Source organism: Escherichia sp. E14S1 (genome assembly GCF_004211995.1).
Taxonomy (GTDB): Bacteria; Pseudomonadota; Gammaproteobacteria; order Enterobacterales; family Enterobacteriaceae; genus Escherichia.
On record NZ_RHJQ01000018.1, the window covers coordinates 1 to 22,626 of the forward strand.

The following is a 22,626-nucleotide window of genomic DNA, read 5'->3' on the forward strand; positions in this document are numbered from 1 at the left end:
CTTCTCCCAAACCAAGGTTTTCGAGAGCCGTTTTCACCGTGCCATCCGATTTGATATCACCAAACGGATTCTTGCGGCTTAACAGCAGCGCGCGAAGTGCGGTAAGTAACTGGTCGTGCCGCCCCTTCTCCAGGCTGGCACCGGATGCCTCCACCACACTGCAAAGTTCCTCCTGCAACATGTCAAAGTAGTCATCATCCAGATCGGTGGCAGGCGTGCCGGTCTGGGGGTTACCACGGGTAAAACCGTTCTTACCCGCGCCGAACTTATCCTTCTGCGCGGTTTTCGTGTCTATACGATGCATGGATTACTCCGGATATTTAAAAATTACGTAGGTATGCGACGGGCAGAGTTTGTTAAGCACACACTCGACAACGGTGTCGCCCCAGATACGCAGTGCGGAATCACAGGGATCGCCACATGTCATCCAGGTGGTGTTGGTGGTGGCTGGCATATTGACCTGCCAGTAATACCGCCATTCCGGCGCATTCACCGCGTCAGTACAGGCCGATGAGCAGGTGAACGTGCTTTTGTCGTATCGCGTGATGGTGGCGTCTGGTCTGCCTAGGGCAGCAAGCTGTGCAAGGTAAAAATCCTCATTGATGCCGCCCGCCAGGTTAACCTTCGCATCCAGTCGTTGCTGACGCTGGCGAAGGGTCTGTGTTCCTGCGGGAATACATTCATCCGGCAGGCCGCACAGACGCTCCCAGCGATTTATCAGTTCGGTGGTGGTGCGCGGATCCAGCTCCCGCATCAGGGCATCCGCACGCTGATGAACGCGGGTTAATGACTGTGCCGCACCGGCAATCGCCGGATCGCTGGCTGACCACGCCGGACCGGGCGGCAGCAGTGCCGACAACAGACGGATGTAATCATCGTTTGTCACGTCCATGAAATCGTCCCCAGAACCGCCAGTTCATTTTTTGCAATGGAGATATTTTCCGCCGGTGCAAGCAATTGATGGCTGTATTCCCCGTTCGCACCGGAAATCGCTTCACTGATACGCGACACCTTCAGTTCTCCCTGCGGATAACCATCACGCAGCAGGAACGAACGCAACTCCGCGGTGATGGCAGCCCGTATTTCCGGTGTATCCGGCGTCACACGGATATGAAAATCCACCGTATGCGCCACCGGCCTGAACACATACAAATCAGAGCCTGCCACCGGGGCCAGTGGCCCGATATGTTGTCTTGCCGCCGTTTCCGTTGATTCTTCCGGAATGGGATTAATCAGGTCACTGCTGGCAATCATCACACCGACAGTCCCCGTTCCCATCCAGTGACGGTATGCCCATGCGCGGGTAATGCCGGGCACTTCTTTAGCCCAGACAACATAGTCCCCGTCAGCCCCGCCCTGAGGCGTCCAGTAATACCGATCAATGACGCGGGCGCGCCACGTTTCCAGATCTTCAGTATCAAATCCACCTGTCAGAGTGTCTGCCACGCCGGAAGACGGCAGACCATTAACCGGCGTGACCAGGATTAATGACGTACCGTCGTCAGCGTTACCGACCGCGCCTGCACTTGAGCAGGCGATCGGCACGCGCAGGACACCACCGGCGCTGGTTGCATCGGCAGTTGCCGTGTACTGAACCAGGTCATCGCGCTGAATAACACTCCCGGCGGTCACCTTCAGGCCATCGCTGACGCCTTCCCAGCGCATATACCCGCTGGCAGTCGTGGCCCCCTTGCGCGGACACCGTTTCATCGCAGCATGTCGCGCCAGCCAGGACTCATCGCACAGGTCAGGCAGCATGTTCATTGCCAGATAATCGATGTACCCGTAAACCGTATGCAGCGCCGCCGCATACACCTTTGCCCGCACGTCTTCATCCATGCGCCGGAGCGTGTCGCTGACGTCCAGCCTGGCGAATAAATCGTTACGGAGCATACTGATATTTTCTGCCAGCGTCGGGCGCTGAAATTCACTGTCCGCCATGCGTTATCGCACTCCACAGATCATCAAAAGAAATCATTACCGGTCCGTCACGACGCCAGAGAGTGATACTGTTACCCAGTTCATTAATCCCGGTGCGGCGGATATCCAGATCAATACGGGACACCACGCCGTCATCAATCATCCATTGCAGGCATTCGCGGATATACCCCCTTACCGTCTGCACCAGCTGATTGGTCAGTTTGCTGCGCTGAAGCAGCCACAGTCGGGAGCCGTAACGGTCATTCTGTACCGCAGGCCAGGTATCCCCCCACCATCCCATCGGGACGTCGGCGTTGTCATCAGGCTCCGCCCGCCGCCAGGTAAACAGGGAAATCACCACGGCGCGGGTCAGCGGATCCAGCGGTGCGCTGGCGCAGGTGCGTTTACCGTTCACCGTCAGCCACAGTTCCATCATGCCTCCATCGCTTTATCAGGTTTGTCGGTGTTACTGCCCTGACCGTTCTCTCTGTGACGATGCCCGTTATAGGCAAGCCGCATCGCTGACATGGTGGTGCCGCTGGAGTCGCACAGGTCTTTCACCTGTCCTGTCACTTCCAGGTCCATTTCAAAACGTGCTTTAGGTGAATTGCGAAACGTGATCGTTTTACCTGCACCGTCCACCACGATCCCCTCCCGGGTCAGCGTCACGGACTGCCCCTGATCGTCATAGACAGCCACCTCACCCGTCTGCAGCCCTTTCAGGCGGTAACGCCGATCCGACACCGTAACAACCACCGCATGAGAACGGTCACCATCCGGAAACAACACCACCGCTTCCGCACCGCTGTTTGCCCTTGCGGTAAAACCGTAAGGTTCAAGATGTTCAACCCCGGCTTTGGGTTCACCGGCAATCAGGGACACATCCACGGTCTGACATTTCGTGGCGGCACTGATGCTTTTCACCACGGCCCGCCCAATCAGCCCGAGGAGTTGTCGCTGTATGGTTTCAATCGCCCTCATCAGAACGGGTCCTCCTGTACTCTGGCTTTTTTCTTTTTCCGCGCGCCGGGATCTTCGGGTTCAGGCAGATAAGCATCAGGCGGGCCGACACGGATTTCCGTCAGGGTGCCGTTCTGGTCCTGAGTAAACGTGACTTCCGAAACAAGCAGTTCGGTATTGTCGAAACCACAGACCGGATCAAAGACAATCACCCGCTGGTTGGGCTGCCACAGCGTACCGTTACCCTGTCGCCAGCCCTGCACCACATAGGTGGTTTCATCCGTCCGCGCCGCCCGTTGTCGGGCTTCAAAGTCAGCACGCGCAATACAGCCTGCCCCCGTGGCCTGCCCTGTCTGCCTGATATACATCGGACGGTAACGGGCAATAAATGCGTCCTCTGTGCGGGCCCGCAGCGCGGTGGTGGTGGCCTCACCGAAATCATCGTCGTTTCCGGCACGCTGCCCCGCCACCTGGTAAACTGAAAACCGCTCCCGGATACTCTTCTCCGTATCACAGGAAAGGATGTTTTCCCCAAGTACCAGCGCGGTATGTGCCCGCGTTGAGCCAATACCGCCAATCACCAGCCTGCCGTGCGGGTCGTCGTAAGCCAGTGCCTGCTGCTGACCGAGTATTTTGTTGATTACCTCAATCACCGTTTCACCGTGATCAGGCTGGACGTCAGGAATAACACCCGACGGCGCACCGTTGTTCACCACCTCAATGCCGAAGGGCGCAGCAAGCGCCTGCGCAATCTGTACCAGCGATCGTCCGTTAAACTGTGTCGGTTCGGCTGCACAGTCAATCAGATCAGCGGTCAGACTGCGTCCGGCAATACCGGTGCTGACCGAACGGGCATCGTAACGAACGGGCGTCGCCTCCACCCAGCCGGTGATCACCAGCTCATCACCAATCAGCACTTCCACTTTTGAACCGTTTTTAATGCGCGGCTGAAGCGTGGTGATACCCTCATCTCCCGGCCACTGGCGGGTGATCTCCACACTGAAATCCCGCGCCAGTCGTTCAACACCGGCACCGATGCGCACCGATGTCCAGCCATTCCACTCCCGGCCATTTACCCGTAGCGTGACGTTATCGTTCATTGCACTGGCACCTTCAGAGGGATCACCGGCACAAAGCCGGGATGCGTAATGGCATTACGCCGGATAATGTCCGCGTCACGCGCCGCGTTATCAAACCAGGTCGCCGCCAGCACCAGCGCGGGTAAAACCTCATCCGGCGTGCGCTGAATGATCCGTGCAGACTGTTCAAGGCGCGTGTTGATATCCGCATTCAGATCTGCTTTCACCCGGCGCAGCGCCAGAAACAGCGCATCACTGGTTGTACGGGACAACTCCTTATCAATTGCCGTATTCAGTGTGTCGCGAATGTCAGTCAGTTCTTCCCACGTCGGCAGGTCAACTGTGTTTTTCACCGCCGGTGCATTGTTCAGTGCCGGATGCGTGACGGAAGGCCAGCCAGTGCTCTGCGCAGGTGTTGTTGCCTGCCCCACTGCGGCATTCTGCATCACCGCGGAAGTTGTTGGCGCAGGCAATCGGGTGACGGCATACGCCGCTTCGCTGATTGCGGTCGTACGAAGGGTGCTGGCAACCACGTTACGCTGCTGCGTAGCCGTGGCGGTGGTTTTACTGTCCGTTTTCCAGACGCCGCGCGGTTGCAGATCGCTGCCGAGGCTGACACCGGAAAGCGTTTTGATCATGGTGACCAGGTCGCTGGCGTTACCATAAAGGCGCTTCCCGGTACGCCACATTTTCTGCACCTGCTCAACGAAATTTTTGCCTGACGATGGCGGCGGCAGAAGTACCGAGATATCCCCCTGCAACAGCCTGGCGGCATCCGATACGGCAGAATCCACCACTTTCATCGCATCAGAAACATACCCAAGCATTGTGCTGGCATTACCGACGACGTCGTTCTGCACAAAATCTGCCACGCCATCGATACTGAAACCACTGAAGCTGTCACTGATGCAGTCATCCAGTGCAGAACAGGATGACATCAGCGTCTGCGCCGTCGCCGCACCTGAAGTGGGGTAAGAGAGTTCTCCCGCTTCGACAAACTTCAGGTCAAAGCGGACAATACGCCCTTCACTCTTCGATGTGCTGACCCGAACTTCCCCGTCAACACAGACTTTCAGCTCACCGTAAGTCGGATGGACAAGCGTGCCGGGACCGGGTTTATTCAGCGCGTCAATCAGGCGATCGCGCTGGTCAAAGCAGTCATCTCCCACCACATAAGCTGTGATGGACGGGCGGAAAGTGATTTTCCCCAGGTCTTCGGTATAGGGTTTGTCGCGGTTCGGGTATTCGTGCGTTTCCACACGACGACCGGTTCCCGCACTTTCTTCTTCAACCTTAAACGGCACACCGCGAAATGACGCGTCCTGAAGTCTGTCTTTCCACGTCATATAAACTCCGTACATAAAAAATCCCACCGGAGTGGGACTCATTAACAGATTAATTTTTCATTACCTGCCAAAGCGCGTATAGCCAACATCATGGCTGACATCAAAACCGCTGGATCGCGTTTCCATAACCCGCATACCCGGAGGCGAATTCACAAAAGAGACCTTGATCTCACCATCAACTTTTGGCGCAGAAGCTTTGTTAATCATGAAGGGATTCGGGCCTGTGGCATCGGAGGCGTTGTTTGACTGAGCCGGATCTACCGCCTGATAAGGTGTGTATCCCCGTGCCGGTATTCCCGTCCCATAAGCATCATAAGCACCCGCGCCCCACTGCGCAGAGTTAATGACATCGACCGTGTCACCGGAACTGTCGGTAAACCACTCAATAATTGGCTTCAGCTTGTCCCACATATCCTGAAACCACTTAACAACCGGTCCCCAGTTATTGATTACCATCCCCAGCGGCGACCAGGCAAAAACCTTCTTCAGAAGTTCCCAGCCAGCCTCAAAATAAGGACCAATGGTTTCCCAGAGCTTCTTGAAATAAGGTCCGACAACATCCCAGTTAGTGATAATTAATCCCGCAGCCAGGGCTATCGCCGTCGCAATCATTCTAATCGGCGTCATCGACATGATCCTGCTGACAATACTGATGGCACCGCCAACGCCCATCAATCCCAGTTTCAGAATCGCAAGACCGGCAGCAAGCCCGACGACGCCGCGAATAACCCGGGGATTTTCATCCGCAAACTTCGTGAATTTTTCCCCTAACTCTCCCAGCCATTGCGTGATATTTTTGGCGTCACCAGAAAATGCGCCGCCAATAGCCGCAAGGCCGTTAGTTGCGGTCCCCGTCATTGCCTCCCACAGGTTGGACAGCGTACCAAGCTGGGCCTGAACACGTTTATTCAGGCTGGCCTGTTTATTCATCTTCTGCTGGATCTGATCGTAACCATCCTTTCCTTTATCGATCAGAGCATTGACCACCTGAAGGGTTTCAGCATCATCACCAAATATTGCCTTAAGTACACCTGTTCGCTTAACGTCGGTCAGTTTTCGCAGCTTTGCCAGTTGCCTGAACATGTTATCAAGACCGCCAAAACTTCCTTTGCCGTCAGTAAAATCGAGCTGTACCCCGAGTTTCTGGCGGGCCATAACTTTATTAACGTCCCTGATTTTCTTAACGCTTAATCCGGACTGGATAACTTTTCGCAGGGCATTACCTGCCGACTCCCCGTTCATCCCCATCTGATCCATCATGACGCTGATGGGGGCAAGGCTCTGTGCAGCCTGAAGACCGTCCTTGTTCACCATCTTCAGAACAGAACTGGTTTTAGTGAAGAAGGACAACATGTTGGTATCGTCAACGCCCAGATAAAACGCCTTCTGGATAGTGTCGAACAGCCCCATCATGTCTTCTGACGCCGTTCCGGTAGCATCCTGCATCTTTGCAGCAAACTCAGCAGCCGCTTCCGGTGTTTTTTTCAGTTGTACCGCAAGATAAGCTGTCGCTTTACCCACACCACCCAGAATGTTTTCTGCCGGGATCCCCTGACGCACCAGCATCTGCATCATGTTCTGGAAATCAGCCGTTGTACCGGGTAGCTGGTTACCCAGGCCAATAGCCAGTTTATTGATGTCCTGAAAGCTCTTTCCAACCTCGCCGTTCGCATCCATCATGGCGACTTTCAGCCCGGTGGCGGCGTTTTCCTGATCGGCATAAGATTTCAGGGAAAGCGCCAGACCCGCTGCCAGTCCGCCACCAAGCGCCAGCCCACCCTGTGACGCTTCTTCCGCCTGGCGTTTAAATCCCCGGATTTTCTTTTGCATTTTCGACAGCGCGGGAGAAAGCCTGTCGACACCGGTGATCAACGCCTTAAGCTCAAATTCAGCCATGTGTGCGTTTCTCCTGCTCTATCCTGTTTGCCTGACTGACCAGTAAGGGAATTTCACTGATCGGCATATTCAGCAATTCGAAAGGATTAATGCGCCAGTAGCTGGCGCAGTCAAAGAAGCGATCAGTGAGGTATTCAGCCGTCAGGCCTGGAGGAAAAAACCAGCCACAAGCCACGCCGCTGCATTCAGGTCTGCCGGAGACATCTGGTCGACAGAGCTTTGCGGCACTTTCGCCAGCCGCACAATGTATTTCGACACCACATGCGCCAGAAGTCTGACTGACTCATCCTGATTCATCTGGTAGGGATACCCCAGCTCGCGGACATCCTTCCCGGTGGGCTCATCAAACTCCAGTACGGAGAGTGTCTCGCCATGAGCAGTAATCGGTTTCTTTAACTCAAGCTCTTTCATTACTGGTAATCCCCTTCTTCACCGTGGAACTCAAGATCAACCGTGCCTTCTTCGGCATTATGGTTCGCTTCGCCGTGCAGCCATGCAGACGACAGTACATAGACCTGACCGTTCGCCAGCTCGGCAGTGATTGTCATCTCATCAGACGAGGTGATTTTGCTCACCGGAAAATTCTTCGGCACCTTGAAGGTCCCTTTGACATAAGGCGCACGGTGAGTTTCCTTGCGGTCCACTGAACCGTCCAGGCCGATGATGTCATCATTGACCGTCCTGTTCATGGGCACCTCAATGCCGCCGGTCAGCGATAGCTGCTGACCGTCAATTTTGAAATAACAGGTTCCCCCGATACGGGCCATTATGCAGACTCCTCTGAATACTGAAGACGGAACTGGTTAACCACGGCAAAGACACGCAACTGGTTAACATAGTCAGGCGGGAACAGCGTGTTCAGGCGGTTCGGATCGCTGGCATCACGCTCCACAACCAGGTACTGCTTGAACAGTTCGTAGTTTTCCACGATCCCCGCACGCTCGAGCTGACGGTAGGTTGCCAGCAGTTCCCCTTTGATCACTGCCGGGGTGACAATCGCCTGACCGGGACCAAAGCGGGTACCGTCACTGGCAAGCTTGTGACGCCCGTACTTACTGGTAATGACGGATTTCAGTTTGCGCAGTACATACACGCTGGTATGCAGCGTCTCGCTGTCGAGGTAGCTGTTATCCGCAACCCCGTAAGCGTTTTTCCTGTACGTGGTGACATCACGCTGAATGCGCAGTACCCCGCTTTCGACATACGCCGTTGCCACGCCATGAGACAGCAGGGTCTGTTGTTCGGTCATCGTGAACCGTTTCCCCTTCGGCGCAGGCAGCATACCCACCAGCTCACCGGTCTGCGTGGGACGTGCCGGATCGTTGCGGATAAACACCGCTGCGCGGGCGGTACGGCTTGCCGCCAGCTCGTCGGCAGGCGTCTGTGTGTCTTTTTCGTACCCCGCCAGGGTAATGTGCTGCTGGTTAAACTGGTCACCTGCGGTCACCAGTTCTGACAGCGTGCCGATCTTTGCCGTATACACATGACCATACAGCTGACGCGCATAGCTCCAGCGACCGCTGGTATCGTTCATCTCGGTCACCAGCGTGTTAACGGAGCCCGTGTCGTTGAACGGCAGGCCGATATAATCAAACGGCTCATCCGCCATTGCAGCCACCGCGCCGGTGAGAACAGGAGCGCCCGTTCCGGCGTTCCCCGTCGCCACGGCAATCTGTACGCCCGCTGGCAGCACTTCGCCCCCACCAAAGCCGTAGTAATTGAGGCTGACAGGAATTTCATTCCCGCAAAGCCCCTTATGACGCGCGGTCAGTGTGACCACGCCTGCCGAAGATGAAGCCGTAAACGGCAGGGTCGGAACGGCATTGATGGCATCCTGGATACTGCTGGCAATCATCATGACGTTATCGCCGTTAGTCACCGGTGCCTGCACGCGGGTACGTCCCACATAAACATTCACCGTGCCGGTTTCGGTTGCCGCCCCGGTCACCGTCAGCGTAACTGTTGCCGCCGCGCCCGTGGATTCAGGAACGGCAATCACATACAGTTCACCAAACGGGTCGGTCTGGCGATAAGCCTCGACCATACGCGCCAGCTGACTTCCCGCACCACAAATCTGGCGTGCATAGTCTGCCGACGGCATCAGCACCAGACTGTTGGCAACAATCTCTGCACCGTTATTGGCATGGCCAATCAGCAGCGATGCTCCGCTGTCCTGTGCAGTATTCGCCGCCTGGTTATCCATTTCCGCATAAAACAGCGGAACCAGCGTATTCGACGGAATGGTGTTAAAGCTTATCGTCATCGGTGTTCACCTTTTTATTCACGCGCCGGATATCACCCGCGGCTTCACGGCGCAGCCAGTAGTTGTTCTCATCAACATTTCGCCCCTCGGCGGGCAAAAGGTCGCCGCGGGCAGGGTCAGGAACTGACCGCCCTTTAACAGGTTTCACAAACATGAAGATTCTCAGGAAGGAAGGGTTATTTCGGTGTGATGTTCGATATCGCCGTCAGGCCCGTTACCGGGCTCGAGATAATCAACATCAATCGCCAGCGTTTGCAGTTCATCCAGGCTGTTCAGATCATCCTGCTGGCGGGTATCGTCTTCAGTCAGCTCGCTGATGACCGAAAAATCGAACTGATAAATCAGCTCATGACGATTCAGATCCAGCAGCGTGCCGCCGTCATAGGTAATCGGGTTACCGCACGCCTCCGGGTTCCAGCCCAGCAGAGCCTTAAAGAGCATCTGCCGGACATCGTCCACCACATCATACGAGGCAAACTGACCGCGCTCATCACGCCCGTTACTCAGTATGACAACCACGGAGAAACCCTCTTTCAGCTCCTGCCAGTAGTCGGTCTGGCTTTTGTTTTCTCCCGGAGAATCATCACCCGGTACAACATATGCTGCCGGGAGTTTCAGCTTTCCGACCTCCGGCAGATTTTTGAACTGGGCCGCGCCTGCAACCCGGTTTTCAAAATACGGACAGCGGGCACGCAGTGCAGCAATAACAGGCGTCAGTTTCATCTGTGTCGTCGCTCCGGCTTCAGTGATTTACGCAATTCCCGCGCCAGAAAATAGCGTGTCCAGCTGCGGTTCTTTTCAAGAGTTTCCACCATGAAGTTATTACGTGGAGCCAGTCGCCAGCCGCTGCCACCGGATGCACCACGATGATGGCTGCGACGACGCTTTGCCCCGCGCCTCACGCCATAGAACAAAAAAGCCGGATAAAAATCACCGGTGATACGGCGGTTTCCCTCTCCATTACGCTGGTTAGGGGCTATACGTGCCATAAAACCAGGGCGATGTTTACTGGCTCTGGGTACCATGTAACCAATCGAACGAGCCAGGCGTCCGGTCTGATAACCGGGGTTTTCACCCGGTGCCGACCGCGCACGGCGCATCACCAGCCGACGGGCATCACGCATATGACGCTGACCAATCGTGACAAACGCCCGCCGGACACGGGCGCGGTTAAAGCGCATCTCCGCGGGCTGCTGAAAATCAACGTGCAAAAAGGAAGTCGTCATTGTTGCCTCCGTGACTCTGCCTACATTCGCCCAGCTCCGTACACTCCAGCAGCAGAAAGCGCCGCGCCCCGTTCAGATCGCGCTGACGTTTCACCCGGTACACACTGTCACCGCAGACCACCTCATAATCAGCGGTGATCCCCCGGCGATAACGAATGGTGATGTAATGGGTGATGGCGTCCCCTGTCTGCGCGGTTTCCTGCCAGGTGGTGGCACTGGTCTGGATAACCTTCGCCCATGTCCGGAACGTAACCGGGTATTGAGGCTCCACGCCAAAGTTATCCGCGGGCATATCCACCCGCAGGCGGATCAGGACGCGTTTATTCAGTTCACCGGGGTCCGGCAGAATGTAGGTTGCGCTGGTCTGCGCCTGACGAATTTTCATTGCGGAAAGTACCTGTACGGGCCGACAAGCCAGCCAAAACTCTGCGGCATGTCGAGTTTCTCCACTTCCGTAACCGACGAGCGGTTTTCGTAAAAATGGCTGATAAGCATCAGCATCCCCAGACGAATATCATCCGGCAGGTGCAGCCCGTCCGGATCGCTGTCCGGAATGGATTCATCCGGTGCATAGAGCTTCCGGTTCAGATACGTTTCCGTCCGCTTTTGCGCCGCACAGGCCAGCAGTTGCAGATGGCGGTCATCAGCATCGAAATCCTCATCCAGCCGGAGTTGGGCTTTAATCTCTTCCATTGTCAGAAGCATACTCAGCTCTCTTTACTGGTCGTGGCTTTTTTCTCTTTTGCCGCTTTACTGCTTTTTGCACTGGTTCCGCGCTCAGCTAACCCGGCCTGAAGTGCAATCTCCTGCACCCGGGCAGGAAGCGCCCCGTCGTCATACTCACCGGCCCGAATGACCTCAACACGCATACCGTCCGGTGACCATTTCAGATCTTGTTTCAGGATCATGATTCTTCACCCGTCAGAACAGGGGGCGCGGTTCCGCGCCCCTGAATGATTACGCCGCTGCAATCTTCAGCAGTTTGATGGCCTGCGAATCGACCAGCATCCCGCCGGTGCGCTTGGTGGTATAAAAACCGACAAACGGTTTATTGGTGTACGGGTCACGCAGAATGCGGGTGCCGATACGGTCAACGATGGTGTAACCCCGTTTGAAGTTACCAAATGCAATGGCTTTCGCATCAGCGGCGATATCCGGCATCTGTTCGTTTTCAGCGATACCGTAACCCGCCAGAGAGGACGGCTGCCCCAGCTCCAGCCCCGGACGCCACAGATAGTTACCCTCGCTGTCTTTCAGCAGACGGATGGCAAACAGGCTGTTGTTGTTCATCATGAACTTCGCGCCAGTGCGGTGTGCCTTACGCAGCGTGTAAATCAGTTTGATAATGGCGTCTGCGGTCACCGCAGTCGCTTCGCCGGATACAATATGCTGAAGTTTGCCGAACGCCCGGACCTTGTCGGTTTCATCAGTGGATTCATACGCCAGGAACCCTTTCGGCTTCTTGGTGCCATCGCCTGAGGTAAAGGCAATTTCTTCCTGTTCGGCAAATTCGGTTGCCAGCTCGCTGTTGATCCAGGCCTCCACGTTGAAAAAGGCATCATCCAGCATTTTCTGGGTGGCCTGCGGGTTGCCGTAAATTTCCCCCATGAGAGGTTCAATCAGCTCCAGTCTGGAGGTGGCAGTCTGGGATCGCGTATCCGTTTCCCCCACCCATCCGGAAGCCGTACCGCCCAGATTCACCAGTTTTTTGTAGTCGGAACCGCCAACGGTGATCACCGTGGCTTCCTGACGCATCACCACTTCATCTTTCAGCAGGTTAAGAATGTTGCGATCCAGTTCTTCCGGCACGGCGTAGCCACCGTCTTCATCGGTACCCACCTGCAATGCCTTACGCTCCAGATCGCGCAGACCGTCTTCACGGCCTTTACGCAGGAAGCCCACAAACGCCTCTTTATGCTCGGTGGCCAGTTTATTTTGCGCTCCACCAGCCGGACGTTTCAGCTCAAGCAGCTCTTTTTCAAGGTCGCTTTTGAGATTTTCCAGCTCGCTGAGTTTCCCGTTCAGGGTTTCCACCTGCCCGGCAAGCTTGCCTTTTTCCTGCTCAATCGCATCCACGCGCTTGTCGTTCTTTGCTTTGAAGTCGTCAAACTTCTGCTGCAGCTCCTGCGCGACCTGTTCGACATCTTTAATATCAACCGCCATCGTATTTCTCCTGATTAGAAGTTCAGATTTTTCAGTGCATTCAGTGCAGAGCCCACATCCTCAGCGTCGCGCAGGGACAGTGCGCCATAGCCCCCGGCCATGAATGCTTTGGCCTGGGTACGGGAGAGTCCGACATCACGCAGGACTCTTTCGATTTTTTTCTGTTCGGGGATTTCCCCGCGGGCCAGTGCGTTCTTGACGTCGCTGATCCGCGCCTCGTCGTTAGACGGGAACGTCACCAGGCTGACTTCCCAGAGGTCGATTTCTTTCAGCAGAAAGGCTTCTTTGCTCCGGTCGTATTCCCAGTCTTTCAGGACGTACCCAATAGAAAGGCCGGTTAACGAACCGGCCTTCATGTGTGCATGTGCGCGTTTTGCGAGGGGATCATCATCAATAAGCAACCGTCCCCTGACGTAAAGCCCGACATCGTCTTCCTTCATTTCGGTGTAAACACCGATGGGTTCATCCATGCGGTGCTGCCAGAGCAGCGCAGGTAACGCTTTTCTGTCACTCCACGCCCGCAGGGAAGCAGCAAATGCCCCGGACATCACCACATCATCGTGGCTGTCCTTTACACCAAAGACGGAGCCATACCCTTCAAACTCACCGGAGTCACTGACAGATTTCAGACTCAGCGGTACATCAAGACGTTGTTTCGTCTGCATTGGCGTTATCCTTCTGCTTACCGGCTTTACTGCCATCGGAGGGTTTCGTGGTCATGTTCATCGGTGTGAGATAGACATCACCACCGGGACGCGGATTCATATCTTCCAGGTCGCGGCAGTCATTGGGAGAGTAAATTCCCCAGTTGATCCCGGTGGCGTAGGCTTCAAAACGGGACTTCATATCCCCGCGCAGTAACGCCCCGGCGTTAAATTTGGCGTAATAAACGCCCTGCTTACTTTTTCGTACCAGTCCGGTGTTGATCCGCTGTTCGATGCGGGTCAGATACGGCACCAGTGAATAGTTGATAAATCCCAGCCCCAGCTCTTCGATATTGTTGAAGGTGGCGCGATCGGTGTTCTGCACCATGTGCAACGGCACCCGGAACAGACGACAGATTTCTTCAAGCTGAAACTTGCGGGTTTCCAGGAACTGGCTGTCCTCGGCGTTCAGCGCCATCGACTTCCAGTCCAGCCCCATCTCAAGGATCATCGGGCGGTGAGCATTGCCAAGCCCGGTGTGACGCTCCTCAAAATCTTTCTTCAGGCGCTCATAAGCCTGATCTGACAGCGTCTGCTCTGTACGCAACACACCCGACGTCACCGCGCCATTGCTGAACAGTCTGGCCCCGTGCTCTTCGGTCGCTGCCGCCAGCGATATTGCCTCGCGGGCATAGGCGATGGGATTCAGCCCCACCAGTCCGTCCAGCGTCAGCGTGCGCACATGCCAGATATCCTCCTGGCTCAGTACATCCGTGGAGCCATCCGGGAATGTGACCTGATAGATCGGCTCCCAGCTACTGTTAAGCTTCGGTACCACACAGCCGGGATCGACGGGCAGCAGTTCAGCCACTTCGCCAAATGCTTTCACTTTGTAGGCGTAAAAGTTTCCCCGCAGGCACAGACAGGTGACCACCAGCTCCCAGAACTCCTGCGGCGTCATATAGCCATTGGGATGCGTGGAGATCAGTTTATGCAGACGTTCGCCGGTGGCTCTCTGCTTCAGGCTGCCGTTCAGGTGATACAGATTGCAGGGCAACATCCCGACCGACTCTGCCAGCACTCTGACGCAGGAAAAAACCGCCGTCAGTCGCATGGCCCGCTGACTGCTGATCTGCTTTCCGGTATAGGTGTCGTAGGACAACCCGATGGCATCCGCCAGCTCTGCTGGCGTGGTCACCGGTGCGTCACTTTTTCGTTGAAATAATCCCGAAAAGAACACTATTTACCTCCACCAACAGACAGCTGTGTACGATCGAGATATCGCGCTACCAGCCACGACCAGAACAGGCACAACGCCCCGGCAACAACAAACCCCGCCGGGGGATAAATCAGCCAGGCACCATACGCCAGCAAAAGCGCCCCCAGCACGCCCACCAGAGGCGCGAGAATCAGCATGATCATAATTACCTCAGTTAAAGCGAGCGGATCCCATAGGACTCAATGTGGTCAGACAGCGTGTCTTCTTTCTCGTACAGCATGGCTCTGCCAACCGCCATAATCAGCGCAACTGCACCGTCAATTTTGTTTTCCGCCTGCTCTTTGACGGGTTTCACCACATCATCGTTACCCGGAATGGTTTTGCCGACCACATTGCCGATACACCAGGTCATGATGGGATTGCCATCATGATGAAAGCGCCCCGATTCAATTGCCGCTTCCAGCTCTTTCATCGGGTCGGACATGTTGGTGTAGTTCTGAATGATAGTGACGGGATTCAGGTCTTCATCAGCAAGGTCATGTGACAACCCGGTCGCCCCGAAGGGGTCGATGGGTGACTCACTGACCGGGCTGATTTTGTTCGCCGCTTTGGCCTCCTCGAGGATGTAGCGATAATCCACCTCCGCACCATCGGTAACGGTCAGAACGCCCATTTCCACCCATTTCTGAAAGCGTTCGGCTGTCCGGCGATCTTCATTTTTCTCGACGCTGTACACCGTGTCATACGGTACCCAGAAGCGCGGAGCCACACTGTAGTAATGCGTTTTACCGTCAATCTCGCGGGTATAAAGTCGCGCCATGCTGTTCATATCCAGCTTACGCGCCAGGTCAAAGGCCAGAATGCACGGCTGCCCCTCGAACTGCTCAAGGGTCAGTGATTTATCCTCGCAGCTCTGCCAGCTCACCAGGTTGAAATACGCCGAACGCGCCGACACCCAGATATTGAGGTGTTTTGTTTTAAAGACGTTTGCCAGACGGGCGTTATTTTTCGCACGCTGCTGCTGACTTAACAAAAATTCGCGATAAACCGACACGCCAATATTTGGATTGGCTTTTTCCAGCACCTGCGGGTCGGTCCAGTCATCGCCTTCGTCAACGGTATAGATGATCCCGAACAGTTCATCGTTGGGTACCGAACCGTTGAGCATCTCGATAACTTCCCGCCGCTTGTCGTAGCACGGCCCCTCAATGTTGTACCCGGCGGTGGTGATGGCCCACATCAGTGGCTGACGTCGCGCGCCCATCCCGGTAAGCATCGTGGTATAAAGCGCATCGGTGGCGTGCTCGTGATATTCATCCACCACGGCACAGTGGGGTGATGAACCATCACCGGGGTTACCGATCAGCGGTTCAAACCGCGCGCCATCCTCCGGACGGTTCATGTTTGAGGCGTTAACCTCAATCCCGAACGCTTCCGTCAGCATGGGTGTGCGTTTACACATCAGTCGCGCCGGGCGAAAGACTTCCCACGCCTGTTTCTCTGTCGTGGCACCGGAATACACTTCCGCGCCAAACTCGTTATCACAGGCAAAACAATACAGGGCAACACCGGCAGAGATTGCCGATTTGCCGTTCTTACGGGGGATTTCGGTATACACCTCCCTGAAGCGGCGCAGCCGGGAGCCTTTATTGACCCAGCCAAACGCACAGCAGATCACAAAGAGCTGCCACGGTTCCAGCGTGATGGGCATCCTCTTGAATGCCCACTCCCCCTTGGTGTGTGGCAACAGCTGAATAAATTTCGCGGCCCGTTCAGCCAGGTCCTTGTCGAAGCGGTAACGAAACGACTTACTTTTTTCCGCCATCAGGTCATCAAGATGGCGCTGGCAGGCCTGAATCACAAACTGGCAGGCCACAATCTTTCCGCGCACGACATCACGGGCATACTGATTGGCAGCATTTACGTTGGGGTAAGATTTCCGGCTCATGATTCGATGATTTTCAGAAACGGGTTAGTGGCTTTCTTCTGCCCCGCCAGGCCAATCAGACGCTGGCGGCTGCTGGGGTCGAGTCCGAGCATTGCCCCCGTGCTGCTCATCTCGGACTCCTGTTCTTTCTTGGCGGTCAGCTCCGGATTTTTGACCATGCCACCCATTGCACCGGTGATGGTGTTGCCCTGTCTGGCAATATTTTTCACGGCACGCCGCCAGAACTCGTAGGCCACGCACCACCGCTCAAGCACCGCGAGGTCAGTCACGCACAGCAGGCCCTGACCGCAGAGTTCTTTGGTTGTCAGTTGCCACATGATCGTGGCGAGAGGGAGATCTTCTTCAGCGAACCACTCCGGTGGCTCAACACCTTTGATGGGCGTAAAAACAGGTTCATCTTTATTCAGGGCTCGCTTGCCGGGGTTTCCGGCCAGCGCCTTGCGCGCCGTTGGCTTGGGGCGACGCCCGGAACGCCCCGCCGTTCCAGCCATATGCGGCACTCCTGGTTAAATTTCATTTTTCGCGGGTATAAAAAAACGATGGGGCGGGCAGTCCGGAAGACGTCAGGCTGCAGGGATTTGACCCGCCCCTCCCCTCAGACAGTTGAGAATTATTATCACTTTAACCGTTCACGGGCCGTCTTCGCCTTATGACACGGCCAGCACAGACTCTGCAGATTACAGTCGGCATCAGTGCCGCCATGCGCTTTAGGGATGATGTGGTCAACGGTTTTCGCCTCACGCACCACACCAGCACGCAGACATAACTGACACAGGCCTTTGTCACGCTTCAGGACACGCGCGCGGATAACATCCCACTTCGAACCATAGCCGCGCTGATGACGGGACTGACCTGGCTTGTATTGCTTCCAGCCTTCGCTTTTGTGGCTTTCGCAATAGCCTGACGGGTCAGTGGTTGTAGAGCTGCAGCCGCGAATACGGCAGGCCTTTGGGATTCGCGGGGGCATTAATCTTTCCCCTTAATTTATTACTATGAGGCAGACCACAGAGATCGTAATAAAAAAACCGCCCGAAGGCGGTTTAAAGTACGGTTCGCATTTTATCCTTTTAAAGCGAGCTGAATTGCATCGGCCAGCTTTCCAATGCGCTCAGTTGCCTGATCTAAATCGCTATGCATTACTCCATTACCTGAGCTTGCTGATGCCTTAGCTATCTCAAGTGCAGCCTGAACTGCAAGTAAACGCTGTGTTTTTTCATCAGTACTAGCCATACCATTTTTAAAATAGTTCTCTAACATAATAATTCCCTTTCTTACCCTGCCGATATAGCAGGTCACGAAAAGTTAATGGGGATTATATTGCAGTTTTCAAGGTTATTTTCACAGCCCCTCAGGGAGAGGGGCTTCTGTGATACTGTTGCCGTTCCCGTTCTATCTGGCGTATTCCTGCGAGCTGATTATTCGCCCTGTCAATAGCTGTCAGTAGAGGTTCAATCCACAGCACGGCCTGGCAGTATGTCAACGCGCCGGTGGTAAAGGAGTCATTATCGGCTGAGTAAGGGTGCCCGGGATCGGAATGTATGGCGCCGGAACGTAAACTGTTCGCATATTCGAGCACCCCGTTAGCGATATCAGCAGGAACAGGAAAATCGCAATTTTTTTCACGATGGAGAATCTCCCTGTATTTAATAACCGTTTTTTCACCACTGTCACTAAGTAATGAGTTCAGACTTCCAGTATATTCTGCTACCTGATTAAAGCGGCTAAAGTTGAATGCCTGTTCAGCTATCACTTTCCCTTGATATTCTGCTTCACCTACGGCTTTATCCGCACGTAACTTTTCTATCTGATATTTACTGTAGTAATGGTTTGCTGACCAGACGAGTCCACCAAAGATAGAAATGAAGAATGCAGCGATAACCAGCTTATAACTCAACTTCATTTACCACCCCGCCAGCCTCTTTAAATCGGGCAATCAGGTCACCGATTTTATGTTCATACTGACCGTAACCTGCACCGGGTAATGACGCCCAGATATTGCTGCAACGAGCGATAGCCTGACGAATATCGCCGCAATCAATCATCGGTAAAGCACCACGCTCTTTAATCTGCTGCAGCGCTACAGCGTCCTGGCTTTCTGGAGAAAAATCTTTCAGGCCAAGCTGTTTACGGTAAGTATCCCACCAGCGTGAAAGAAGCTGGTAACGTCCAGCGGCTGTTGATTTGAGTTTGAGGTTTAGCATGACAAGTTTGCGAGGGTGATCGGAGTAATCAGCGAACAGTTCGCCACCAACAATAACGTCATAACCGTGGTTACGTGTCGGTTGTCGCCCGTTATCCGTTCCTTCTGACCATGCCACCATATCAAGGAAAGCTTTACGCTGGGAATTTAGAGCCTGCATAAATTACTCCTTCGAGCTACCAAATTTATTACCGATTACTCGCATTGCAGCCCCACGAATAGCATCGACACCGATCAGCCCCACGCCACCACCAATGGCAACAGAAAGCGATTTAGGCCATCCGACATACTCAAGCGCGGATGCAAAAGTCAGCGTCAGAGCACCACAGAGCAAAATCTCGAGCGTTTTTCGCTTCCAGCCACCACCACCACCAAAATAAGCAATACGCAAACCAGCCATAACGATCGACATAATCACTGCGCCAAGAGGCGTATCTCCACGCCACCAGCTCTGGAAAATCTCCAGCCAATCCGGCCATGTGTTTGGATTATGGGGCATGAATATCGTCTCTCACCTCGTAAGTTATGCAGGCGACATATAAAAAGTTAAATAAAATAGTTGAATCAGATTGAGACATGGAAAAGGCTCGCCTGTGCGAGCCTTTTATTTAGGTAGAGTGTTATAATAAAATCAAATTTACATTATCTTCTTCCAAAAAGAAGATAATCATCATATCCTTCAGAGCTCCTGATAAGCAGGTTGCAATTTTTCACACCACTGCCTTAAAGTAGAAGCCCTTCTCTTTATTGTTTTGGAGCTGAGAGATATACATCTATCTTGCAAAAATCGTTCAGCTGTAAGTGGATCGAGCTCAGAAAGATTTTTAGCTTGACTCCAGGTAATCCACGCCCACCCGCAATGACTTGTTTCAAAACCGCGTGCAGCGATTCTTAGTCTCTTATCATAGTCAGATTCAACCAATTGCTGACCAAGAGCTGAAACAGAACCATTACTATTTAGTAACCCAAGTATTTTGGCCGCATGAATATAATACAATATATGTCGATTATCCAGACCAGTACTAATCAGGTTCAGATGCTTCTCTTGCCATTTTAATTCAACTATCTTAAACACTTGTTCAATTAGGTTAGCCTGCGGTACCTGATAACTACTAACAACTTGAGTAGCCATTTTAATCAATGTGCCAGAATAGAACTCAGCATCAGTTTTTCTGACTCTAAGAATAATATCATCAGTCACATTACTTTTTAGTTCAAAACATGAACTTGTCTCTATCACACTTTCAAATAAAGCAGATAACATCTGAACATCGATATTATTCTGTTTAACAAAACCAATAATATCTTTTCTTGATAGAATCAGCTCATTTAGTTTTTTCAGCAATGGTTCAATTTGCTGCATTTTATCTGCCTTGAATGAAAGAACAAATGAACCAGGACGTCCAGATACTGGACTCATTACATCTTTTTCATCAAATGCAGCTAATATTGATGAATAGAAATCATTAAAACACTCAAAAAGCTTCGAGACGCCTTTTAAAACCAAGGGTTCCACAGAAGTTGCTGTTTTCTCCACATGAATCTCATGCGTAGAGAATTCTACCTCCTTTCCAATTTTACCATTAGGTAATACAGGAAGAACACTACTAATATATAAGTTAGGTTCTGGAATTTTTATCTTCTCATTTAACTCAGAAACATTTATTTTTATTTCATCAACATGATTATCTTCATAGTAAATATTAAACTGATAGCAAAGCTTTTGTTCTTGATACACTAAAACACTTCTAATATCAATTCTTTTACGCTCGAAGTGCTCCAACCTATCTTTTGAAATCGGTATGATAATCCATTTATCATAATCTTCTTCGTCGCCAATCCAATAGACAACAAACATGCTATTTATTTCATTAGACACAGAGAAAAGTTTTGGCTCTTCGAAGAACTCATAAATTTTTTGCATATATAATGTGCCGAACACACTATCTTCCAAAAAAATATTGCTCATCTAACCACCTCTCTTATACAGGTGAATTTTTCATGAACTCGAGCATCTTTACAAAGCCAAATGGTAAAATGAGTCGAATCAGGAGCTCCTGTTTTTAGCATTCTTCCATCCTGTGGATTCAACTCGCCTTTAGCAATAAACCTTTCACCTATTCCTTCAGGAAATTTATTAAATACATTTACCAGTGATGTTTCGTCCATGAACATAGAAACACCATAGCAGCATTTCAATTTTAACCCTTGGAACTTTTTCATTCTTTTTGGGTTTTCTTCTTTCATGTTTAAAAAACAAGCTTTCCCAGGTGGATTATTTCTGGCTAAGCGATAAAAAACCCCTTCAGCATCCAAGGACTCTTTTGGAGGAACATCTGCAGGAAAATAATCGGGAAAAATCTGTTGGGCAGAGTCTTCAAGAACCTGCTGTGCATTTTTAGTCATACAATACGCTACCCAAGTAATTAACAAAAATCTGCCAATTTATTGGATATACACGTCCCAAATCCCTTGGCATCGTATTGAATATAACAACAAGCACATTAATCACATATGCAATAAAGGCATAAAAAACACAACATATATAACAAAAAGAAATCAACAACAATATACGGGATGATGAGGATTTTTTTTATCTATATATAGTGGCTGGGCAAAAGAATTGTTATAAAGTTGGCGTCCCTTGCTCCCATGTAATCATATGAAACACAGGATATAATTCCTGAAGGTAATCACATACTTCCCTAGATACATAGATGAGAGACTAAAATAAAACCTACCGCCAAGAACTATGCTTTTTTCAACCAATCGTACTCTCTGCCCTGTCTAAAAGGCGGCCATTCAAAGCAAGTACTTATTCTTTTATGTTTATCAAGAAGCTACTAAGACTATTCAGAACTGATATTTGGATAACAAAATACCTACTTGATGGCGGGTTCTTGAAGATTCTCAACGGCAGACATACAAAGCCCATCGTTGAGAAAATCTTATCCATATTTTTTGAAAAATGCAAGCATCATGTCGCCATCTTCGGCGAAAATCACTTATCTCGTCACCTTTCTCAATTGTGCTTCAGCGTAAGATTCCTCCTGCCAGCACTTTGTAACCAGTTTATCAATGACATTTGCATATCCTTTGTACCACTGATAATCAGTCAGGTCCGGTACCAGCTTCTGGACATGATGCCGCGCCAGTGTGGTTGGTAAACGACTAAACCGTTTTCCATTGCAACGCCCACAAATCTTATAAACAGGTGTGCCATGAAGCCGGGTCCTTTTTTCATCCAGGACAATACCTTTACCCTTACACCCTCTGCACGCTGTGCTGACTTCTCCCTTACCATGACAATGCTGACATAGTTCCTTCACCCACTCTTCCTTGATAACAGATTCCCCGCTTCTGGAGTGCTTCACCACCTCGCGCAATACATTATGAAATCCAGTACCAGCACAATGCTCACAGCGAGCCTTACTTGCCGCAGACCTGGAATAATCAGCAAAGGCAAAATTCACAAGGTAAGGGATGATCTGTAACCGGATTTCTTCACTCAATTTGTTCAATGTCGGGTTATCCAGTGCCATCGCGTAATTGAGCAGACCTTCAATCGCAAACTGAGGATCCTGAACACCAACTTTTGCCAGGAATAAGGCAAACCCAAGCGGTGCTTTCGACTGCACCATCCCCTGCGCAGCCATCACATCCGTAATCGTTAAACCACCTGAGCCTGTCGCCGGTGCGTCATCGCTCAATTTTGGAGATTTTGGGGAGTAATATTTTGGTAAGGCTTCAAGGTTCATGCTC

General features: G+C 52.4%; 30 protein-coding genes and 1 pseudogene. All 31 read right to left on the minus strand.

Annotated elements, in window-relative coordinates:
* Nucleotides 1-304, minus strand: a pseudogene (stfP, locus tag D9734_RS18670) (protein StfP); the annotation flags it as partial.
* A 3-nt stretch (nt 305-307) separates the two neighbouring features.
* The gene (locus tag D9734_RS18675; protein WP_000383567.1) at nt 308-892 is read right to left on the minus strand and encodes a YmfQ family protein; all 585 of its coding nucleotides are present in this window, start codon (nt 890-892) and stop codon (nt 308-310) included.
* Nucleotides 883-1,941, minus strand: a complete 1,059-nt coding sequence (locus D9734_RS18680) for a baseplate J/gp47 family protein (RefSeq protein ID WP_130209661.1) — start codon at nt 1,939-1,941, stop codon at nt 883-885. The genes D9734_RS18675 and D9734_RS18680 overlap by 10 nt, the downstream gene beginning before the upstream one ends.
* Nucleotides 1,928-2,353: a phage GP46 family protein gene (locus D9734_RS18685; protein ID WP_000424732.1), complete on the minus strand. Its 426-nt coding sequence runs from the start codon at nt 2,351-2,353 to the stop codon at nt 1,928-1,930. Before D9734_RS18685 ends, D9734_RS18680 begins: the two co-directional genes overlap by 14 nt.
* The gene (locus D9734_RS18690) at nt 2,353-2,901 is read right to left on the minus strand and encodes a phage baseplate assembly protein V (protein WP_001752126.1); all 549 of its coding nucleotides are present in this window, start codon (nt 2,899-2,901) and stop codon (nt 2,353-2,355) included. The genes D9734_RS18685 and D9734_RS18690 overlap by 1 nt, the downstream gene beginning before the upstream one ends.
* Nucleotides 2,901-3,980: a phage baseplate assembly protein gene (locus D9734_RS18695; protein WP_021567870.1), complete on the minus strand. Its 1,080-nt coding sequence runs from the start codon at nt 3,978-3,980 to the stop codon at nt 2,901-2,903. Before D9734_RS18695 ends, D9734_RS18690 begins: the two co-directional genes overlap by 1 nt.
* Complete coding sequence (locus D9734_RS18700; RefSeq protein WP_032172860.1) at nt 3,977-5,305, minus strand: DNA circularization N-terminal domain-containing protein; 1,329 nt, start codon at nt 5,303-5,305, stop codon at nt 3,977-3,979. The genes D9734_RS18695 and D9734_RS18700 overlap by 4 nt, the downstream gene beginning before the upstream one ends.
* 60 nt (nt 5,306-5,365) lie before the next feature.
* Entirely contained in the window at nt 5,366-7,201 is a 1,836-nt protein-coding gene (locus D9734_RS18705; protein ID WP_130209663.1) for a phage tail tape measure protein, read from the minus strand.
* A 141-nt stretch (nt 7,202-7,342) separates the two neighbouring features.
* The gene (locus tag D9734_RS18715; protein ID WP_000661054.1) at nt 7,343-7,612 is read right to left on the minus strand and encodes a phage tail assembly protein; all 270 of its coding nucleotides are present in this window, start codon (nt 7,610-7,612) and stop codon (nt 7,343-7,345) included.
* The gene (locus D9734_RS18720) at nt 7,612-7,968 is read right to left on the minus strand and encodes a phage tail tube protein (protein WP_000090998.1); all 357 of its coding nucleotides are present in this window, start codon (nt 7,966-7,968) and stop codon (nt 7,612-7,614) included. Before D9734_RS18720 ends, D9734_RS18715 begins: the two co-directional genes overlap by 1 nt.
* Complete coding sequence (locus D9734_RS18725) at nt 7,968-9,464, minus strand: phage tail sheath subtilisin-like domain-containing protein (protein ID WP_096969770.1); 1,497 nt, start codon at nt 9,462-9,464, stop codon at nt 7,968-7,970. Before D9734_RS18725 ends, D9734_RS18720 begins: the two co-directional genes overlap by 1 nt.
* The gene (locus D9734_RS18730) at nt 9,448-9,618 is read right to left on the minus strand and encodes a DUF2635 domain-containing protein (protein ID WP_000497751.1); all 171 of its coding nucleotides are present in this window, start codon (nt 9,616-9,618) and stop codon (nt 9,448-9,450) included. Before D9734_RS18730 ends, D9734_RS18725 begins: the two co-directional genes overlap by 17 nt.
* Before the next feature lie 8 nt (nt 9,619-9,626).
* Complete coding sequence (locus D9734_RS18735) at nt 9,627-10,187, minus strand: hypothetical protein (protein WP_000779279.1); 561 nt, start codon at nt 10,185-10,187, stop codon at nt 9,627-9,629.
* The gene (locus D9734_RS18740; protein ID WP_000213502.1) at nt 10,184-10,690 is read right to left on the minus strand and encodes a hypothetical protein; all 507 of its coding nucleotides are present in this window, start codon (nt 10,688-10,690) and stop codon (nt 10,184-10,186) included. Before D9734_RS18740 ends, D9734_RS18735 begins: the two co-directional genes overlap by 4 nt.
* Entirely contained in the window at nt 10,665-11,075 is a 411-nt protein-coding gene (locus D9734_RS18745) for a phage head closure protein (protein WP_000702388.1), read from the minus strand. The genes D9734_RS18740 and D9734_RS18745 overlap by 26 nt, the downstream gene beginning before the upstream one ends.
* The gene (locus tag D9734_RS18750; RefSeq protein WP_000927707.1) at nt 11,072-11,395 is read right to left on the minus strand and encodes a head-tail connector protein; all 324 of its coding nucleotides are present in this window, start codon (nt 11,393-11,395) and stop codon (nt 11,072-11,074) included. The genes D9734_RS18745 and D9734_RS18750 overlap by 4 nt, the downstream gene beginning before the upstream one ends.
* A gap of 2 nt (nt 11,396-11,397) precedes the next feature.
* Nucleotides 11,398-11,598 (minus strand): hypothetical protein, encoded by a 201-nt coding sequence (locus D9734_RS18755; protein ID WP_000601364.1) that lies wholly within the window; start codon nt 11,596-11,598, stop codon nt 11,398-11,400.
* A 49-nt stretch (nt 11,599-11,647) separates the two neighbouring features.
* Entirely contained in the window at nt 11,648-12,853 is a 1,206-nt protein-coding gene (locus tag D9734_RS18760) for a phage major capsid protein (RefSeq protein ID WP_000257506.1), read from the minus strand.
* A 14-nt stretch (nt 12,854-12,867) separates the two neighbouring features.
* On the minus strand, nt 12,868-13,518 hold the full coding sequence (locus D9734_RS18765) for an HK97 family phage prohead protease (protein ID WP_001193631.1): 651 nt from the start codon (nt 13,516-13,518) through the stop codon (nt 12,868-12,870).
* Complete coding sequence (locus tag D9734_RS18770; protein WP_000466250.1) at nt 13,496-14,737, minus strand: phage portal protein; 1,242 nt, start codon at nt 14,735-14,737, stop codon at nt 13,496-13,498. Before D9734_RS18770 ends, D9734_RS18765 begins: the two co-directional genes overlap by 23 nt.
* Nucleotides 14,737-14,919, minus strand: coding sequence for a protein YmfR (gene ymfR / locus D9734_RS18775; protein ID WP_000605604.1), 183 nt, complete (start codon nt 14,917-14,919; stop codon nt 14,737-14,739). The genes D9734_RS18770 and ymfR overlap by 1 nt, the downstream gene beginning before the upstream one ends.
* Before the next feature lie 11 nt (nt 14,920-14,930).
* The gene (locus D9734_RS18780; RefSeq protein WP_000088153.1) at nt 14,931-16,664 is read right to left on the minus strand and encodes a terminase large subunit; all 1,734 of its coding nucleotides are present in this window, start codon (nt 16,662-16,664) and stop codon (nt 14,931-14,933) included.
* The gene (locus tag D9734_RS18785) at nt 16,661-17,155 is read right to left on the minus strand and encodes a phage terminase small subunit P27 family (RefSeq protein ID WP_000929175.1); all 495 of its coding nucleotides are present in this window, start codon (nt 17,153-17,155) and stop codon (nt 16,661-16,663) included. Before D9734_RS18785 ends, D9734_RS18780 begins: the two co-directional genes overlap by 4 nt.
* Before the next feature lie 125 nt (nt 17,156-17,280).
* The gene (locus D9734_RS18790) at nt 17,281-17,631 is read right to left on the minus strand and encodes an HNH endonuclease (RefSeq protein ID WP_130209665.1); all 351 of its coding nucleotides are present in this window, start codon (nt 17,629-17,631) and stop codon (nt 17,281-17,283) included.
* 92 nt (nt 17,632-17,723) lie between these two features.
* Complete coding sequence (locus tag D9734_RS18795) at nt 17,724-17,921, minus strand: hypothetical protein (RefSeq protein WP_044864224.1); 198 nt, start codon at nt 17,919-17,921, stop codon at nt 17,724-17,726.
* 91 nt (nt 17,922-18,012) lie between these two features.
* The gene (locus D9734_RS18800; protein ID WP_044864225.1) at nt 18,013-18,564 is read right to left on the minus strand and encodes a hypothetical protein; all 552 of its coding nucleotides are present in this window, start codon (nt 18,562-18,564) and stop codon (nt 18,013-18,015) included.
* Nucleotides 18,548-19,024 (minus strand): glycoside hydrolase family protein, encoded by a 477-nt coding sequence (locus tag D9734_RS18805; RefSeq protein ID WP_105288599.1) that lies wholly within the window; start codon nt 19,022-19,024, stop codon nt 18,548-18,550. The genes D9734_RS18800 and D9734_RS18805 overlap by 17 nt, the downstream gene beginning before the upstream one ends.
* A 3-nt stretch (nt 19,025-19,027) precedes the next feature.
* The gene (locus D9734_RS18810) at nt 19,028-19,363 is read right to left on the minus strand and encodes a phage holin, lambda family (protein WP_049592843.1); all 336 of its coding nucleotides are present in this window, start codon (nt 19,361-19,363) and stop codon (nt 19,028-19,030) included.
* Between the two features lie 180 nt (nt 19,364-19,543).
* Nucleotides 19,544-20,833 carry a DUF6575 domain-containing protein gene (locus D9734_RS18815; protein ID WP_032236481.1) on the minus strand — a complete coding sequence of 430 codons (1,290 nt, stop codon included), beginning with the start codon at nt 20,831-20,833 and terminating at the stop codon, nt 19,544-19,546.
* A complete protein-coding gene (locus D9734_RS18820) occupies nt 20,830-21,270 on the minus strand; it encodes a hypothetical protein (protein ID WP_032236482.1) in 441 nt (146 codons plus the stop codon). Before D9734_RS18820 ends, D9734_RS18815 begins: the two co-directional genes overlap by 4 nt.
* 599 nt (nt 21,271-21,869) lie before the next feature.
* On the minus strand, nt 21,870-22,622 hold the full coding sequence (locus D9734_RS18825) for an antitermination protein (protein ID WP_105288598.1): 753 nt from the start codon (nt 22,620-22,622) through the stop codon (nt 21,870-21,872).
* Between the last annotated feature and the right edge of the window lie 4 nt (nt 22,623-22,626).

Excerpts from the sequence above, each read along its gene's own strand:
- D9734_RS18755 (WP_000601364.1), bottom strand. The coding sequence starts at position 11,598 with ATGATCCTGAAACAAGATCTGAAATGGTCACCGGACGGTATGCGTGTT.
- D9734_RS18675 (WP_000383567.1), bottom strand. The coding sequence starts at position 892 with ATGGACGTGACAAACGATGATTACATCCGTCTGTTGTCGGCACTGCTG.
- D9734_RS18700 (WP_032172860.1), bottom strand. The coding sequence starts at position 5,305 with ATGACGTGGAAAGACAGACTTCAGGACGCGTCATTTCGCGGTGTGCCG.
- D9734_RS18785 (WP_000929175.1), bottom strand. The coding sequence starts at position 17,155 with ATGGCTGGAACGGCGGGGCGTTCCGGGCGTCGCCCCAAGCCAACGGCG.
- D9734_RS18740 (WP_000213502.1), bottom strand. The coding sequence starts at position 10,690 with ATGACGACTTCCTTTTTGCACGTTGATTTTCAGCAGCCCGCGGAGATG.
- D9734_RS18695 (WP_021567870.1), bottom strand. The coding sequence starts at position 3,980 with ATGAACGATAACGTCACGCTACGGGTAAATGGCCGGGAGTGGAATGGC.
- D9734_RS18735 (WP_000779279.1), bottom strand. The coding sequence starts at position 10,187 with ATGAAACTGACGCCTGTTATTGCTGCACTGCGTGCCCGCTGTCCGTAT.
- D9734_RS18795 (WP_044864224.1), bottom strand. The coding sequence starts at position 17,921 with ATGTTAGAGAACTATTTTAAAAATGGTATGGCTAGTACTGATGAAAAA.
- D9734_RS18720 (WP_000090998.1), bottom strand. The coding sequence starts at position 7,968 with ATGGCCCGTATCGGGGGAACCTGTTATTTCAAAATTGACGGTCAGCAG.
- D9734_RS18685 (WP_000424732.1), bottom strand. The coding sequence starts at position 2,353 with ATGGAACTGTGGCTGACGGTGAACGGTAAACGCACCTGCGCCAGCGCA.
- D9734_RS18825 (WP_105288598.1), bottom strand. The coding sequence starts at position 22,622 with ATGAACCTTGAAGCCTTACCAAAATATTACTCCCCAAAATCTCCAAAA.
- D9734_RS18790 (WP_130209665.1), bottom strand. The coding sequence starts at position 17,631 with ATGCCCCCGCGAATCCCAAAGGCCTGCCGTATTCGCGGCTGCAGCTCT.
- D9734_RS18765 (WP_001193631.1), bottom strand. The coding sequence starts at position 13,518 with ATGCAGACGAAACAACGTCTTGATGTACCGCTGAGTCTGAAATCTGTC.
- D9734_RS18800 (WP_044864225.1), bottom strand. The coding sequence starts at position 18,564 with ATGAAGTTGAGTTATAAGCTGGTTATCGCTGCATTCTTCATTTCTATC.
- D9734_RS18705 (WP_130209663.1), bottom strand. The coding sequence starts at position 7,201 with ATGGCTGAATTTGAGCTTAAGGCGTTGATCACCGGTGTCGACAGGCTT.
- ymfR (WP_000605604.1), bottom strand. The coding sequence starts at position 14,919 with ATGATCATGCTGATTCTCGCGCCTCTGGTGGGCGTGCTGGGGGCGCTT.
- D9734_RS18725 (WP_096969770.1), bottom strand. The coding sequence starts at position 9,464 with ATGACGATAAGCTTTAACACCATTCCGTCGAATACGCTGGTTCCGCTG.
- D9734_RS18780 (WP_000088153.1), bottom strand. The coding sequence starts at position 16,664 with ATGAGCCGGAAATCTTACCCCAACGTAAATGCTGCCAATCAGTATGCC.
- D9734_RS18680 (WP_130209661.1), bottom strand. The coding sequence starts at position 1,941 with ATGGCGGACAGTGAATTTCAGCGCCCGACGCTGGCAGAAAATATCAGT.
- D9734_RS18690 (WP_001752126.1), bottom strand. The coding sequence starts at position 2,901 with ATGAGGGCGATTGAAACCATACAGCGACAACTCCTCGGGCTGATTGGG.
- D9734_RS18715 (WP_000661054.1), bottom strand. The coding sequence starts at position 7,612 with ATGAAAGAGCTTGAGTTAAAGAAACCGATTACTGCTCATGGCGAGACA.
- D9734_RS18815 (WP_032236481.1), bottom strand. The coding sequence starts at position 20,833 with ATGAGCAATATTTTTTTGGAAGATAGTGTGTTCGGCACATTATATATG.
- D9734_RS18760 (WP_000257506.1), bottom strand. The coding sequence starts at position 12,853 with ATGGCGGTTGATATTAAAGATGTCGAACAGGTCGCGCAGGAGCTGCAG.
- D9734_RS18820 (WP_032236482.1), bottom strand. The coding sequence starts at position 21,270 with ATGACTAAAAATGCACAGCAGGTTCTTGAAGACTCTGCCCAACAGATT.
- D9734_RS18810 (WP_049592843.1), bottom strand. The coding sequence starts at position 19,363 with ATGCCCCATAATCCAAACACATGGCCGGATTGGCTGGAGATTTTCCAG.
- D9734_RS18745 (WP_000702388.1), bottom strand. The coding sequence starts at position 11,075 with ATGAAAATTCGTCAGGCGCAGACCAGCGCAACCTACATTCTGCCGGAC.
- D9734_RS18805 (WP_105288599.1), bottom strand. The coding sequence starts at position 19,024 with ATGCAGGCTCTAAATTCCCAGCGTAAAGCTTTCCTTGATATGGTGGCA.
- D9734_RS18750 (WP_000927707.1), bottom strand. The coding sequence starts at position 11,395 with ATGCTTCTGACAATGGAAGAGATTAAAGCCCAACTCCGGCTGGATGAG.
- D9734_RS18730 (WP_000497751.1), bottom strand. The coding sequence starts at position 9,618 with ATGTTTGTGAAACCTGTTAAAGGGCGGTCAGTTCCTGACCCTGCCCGC.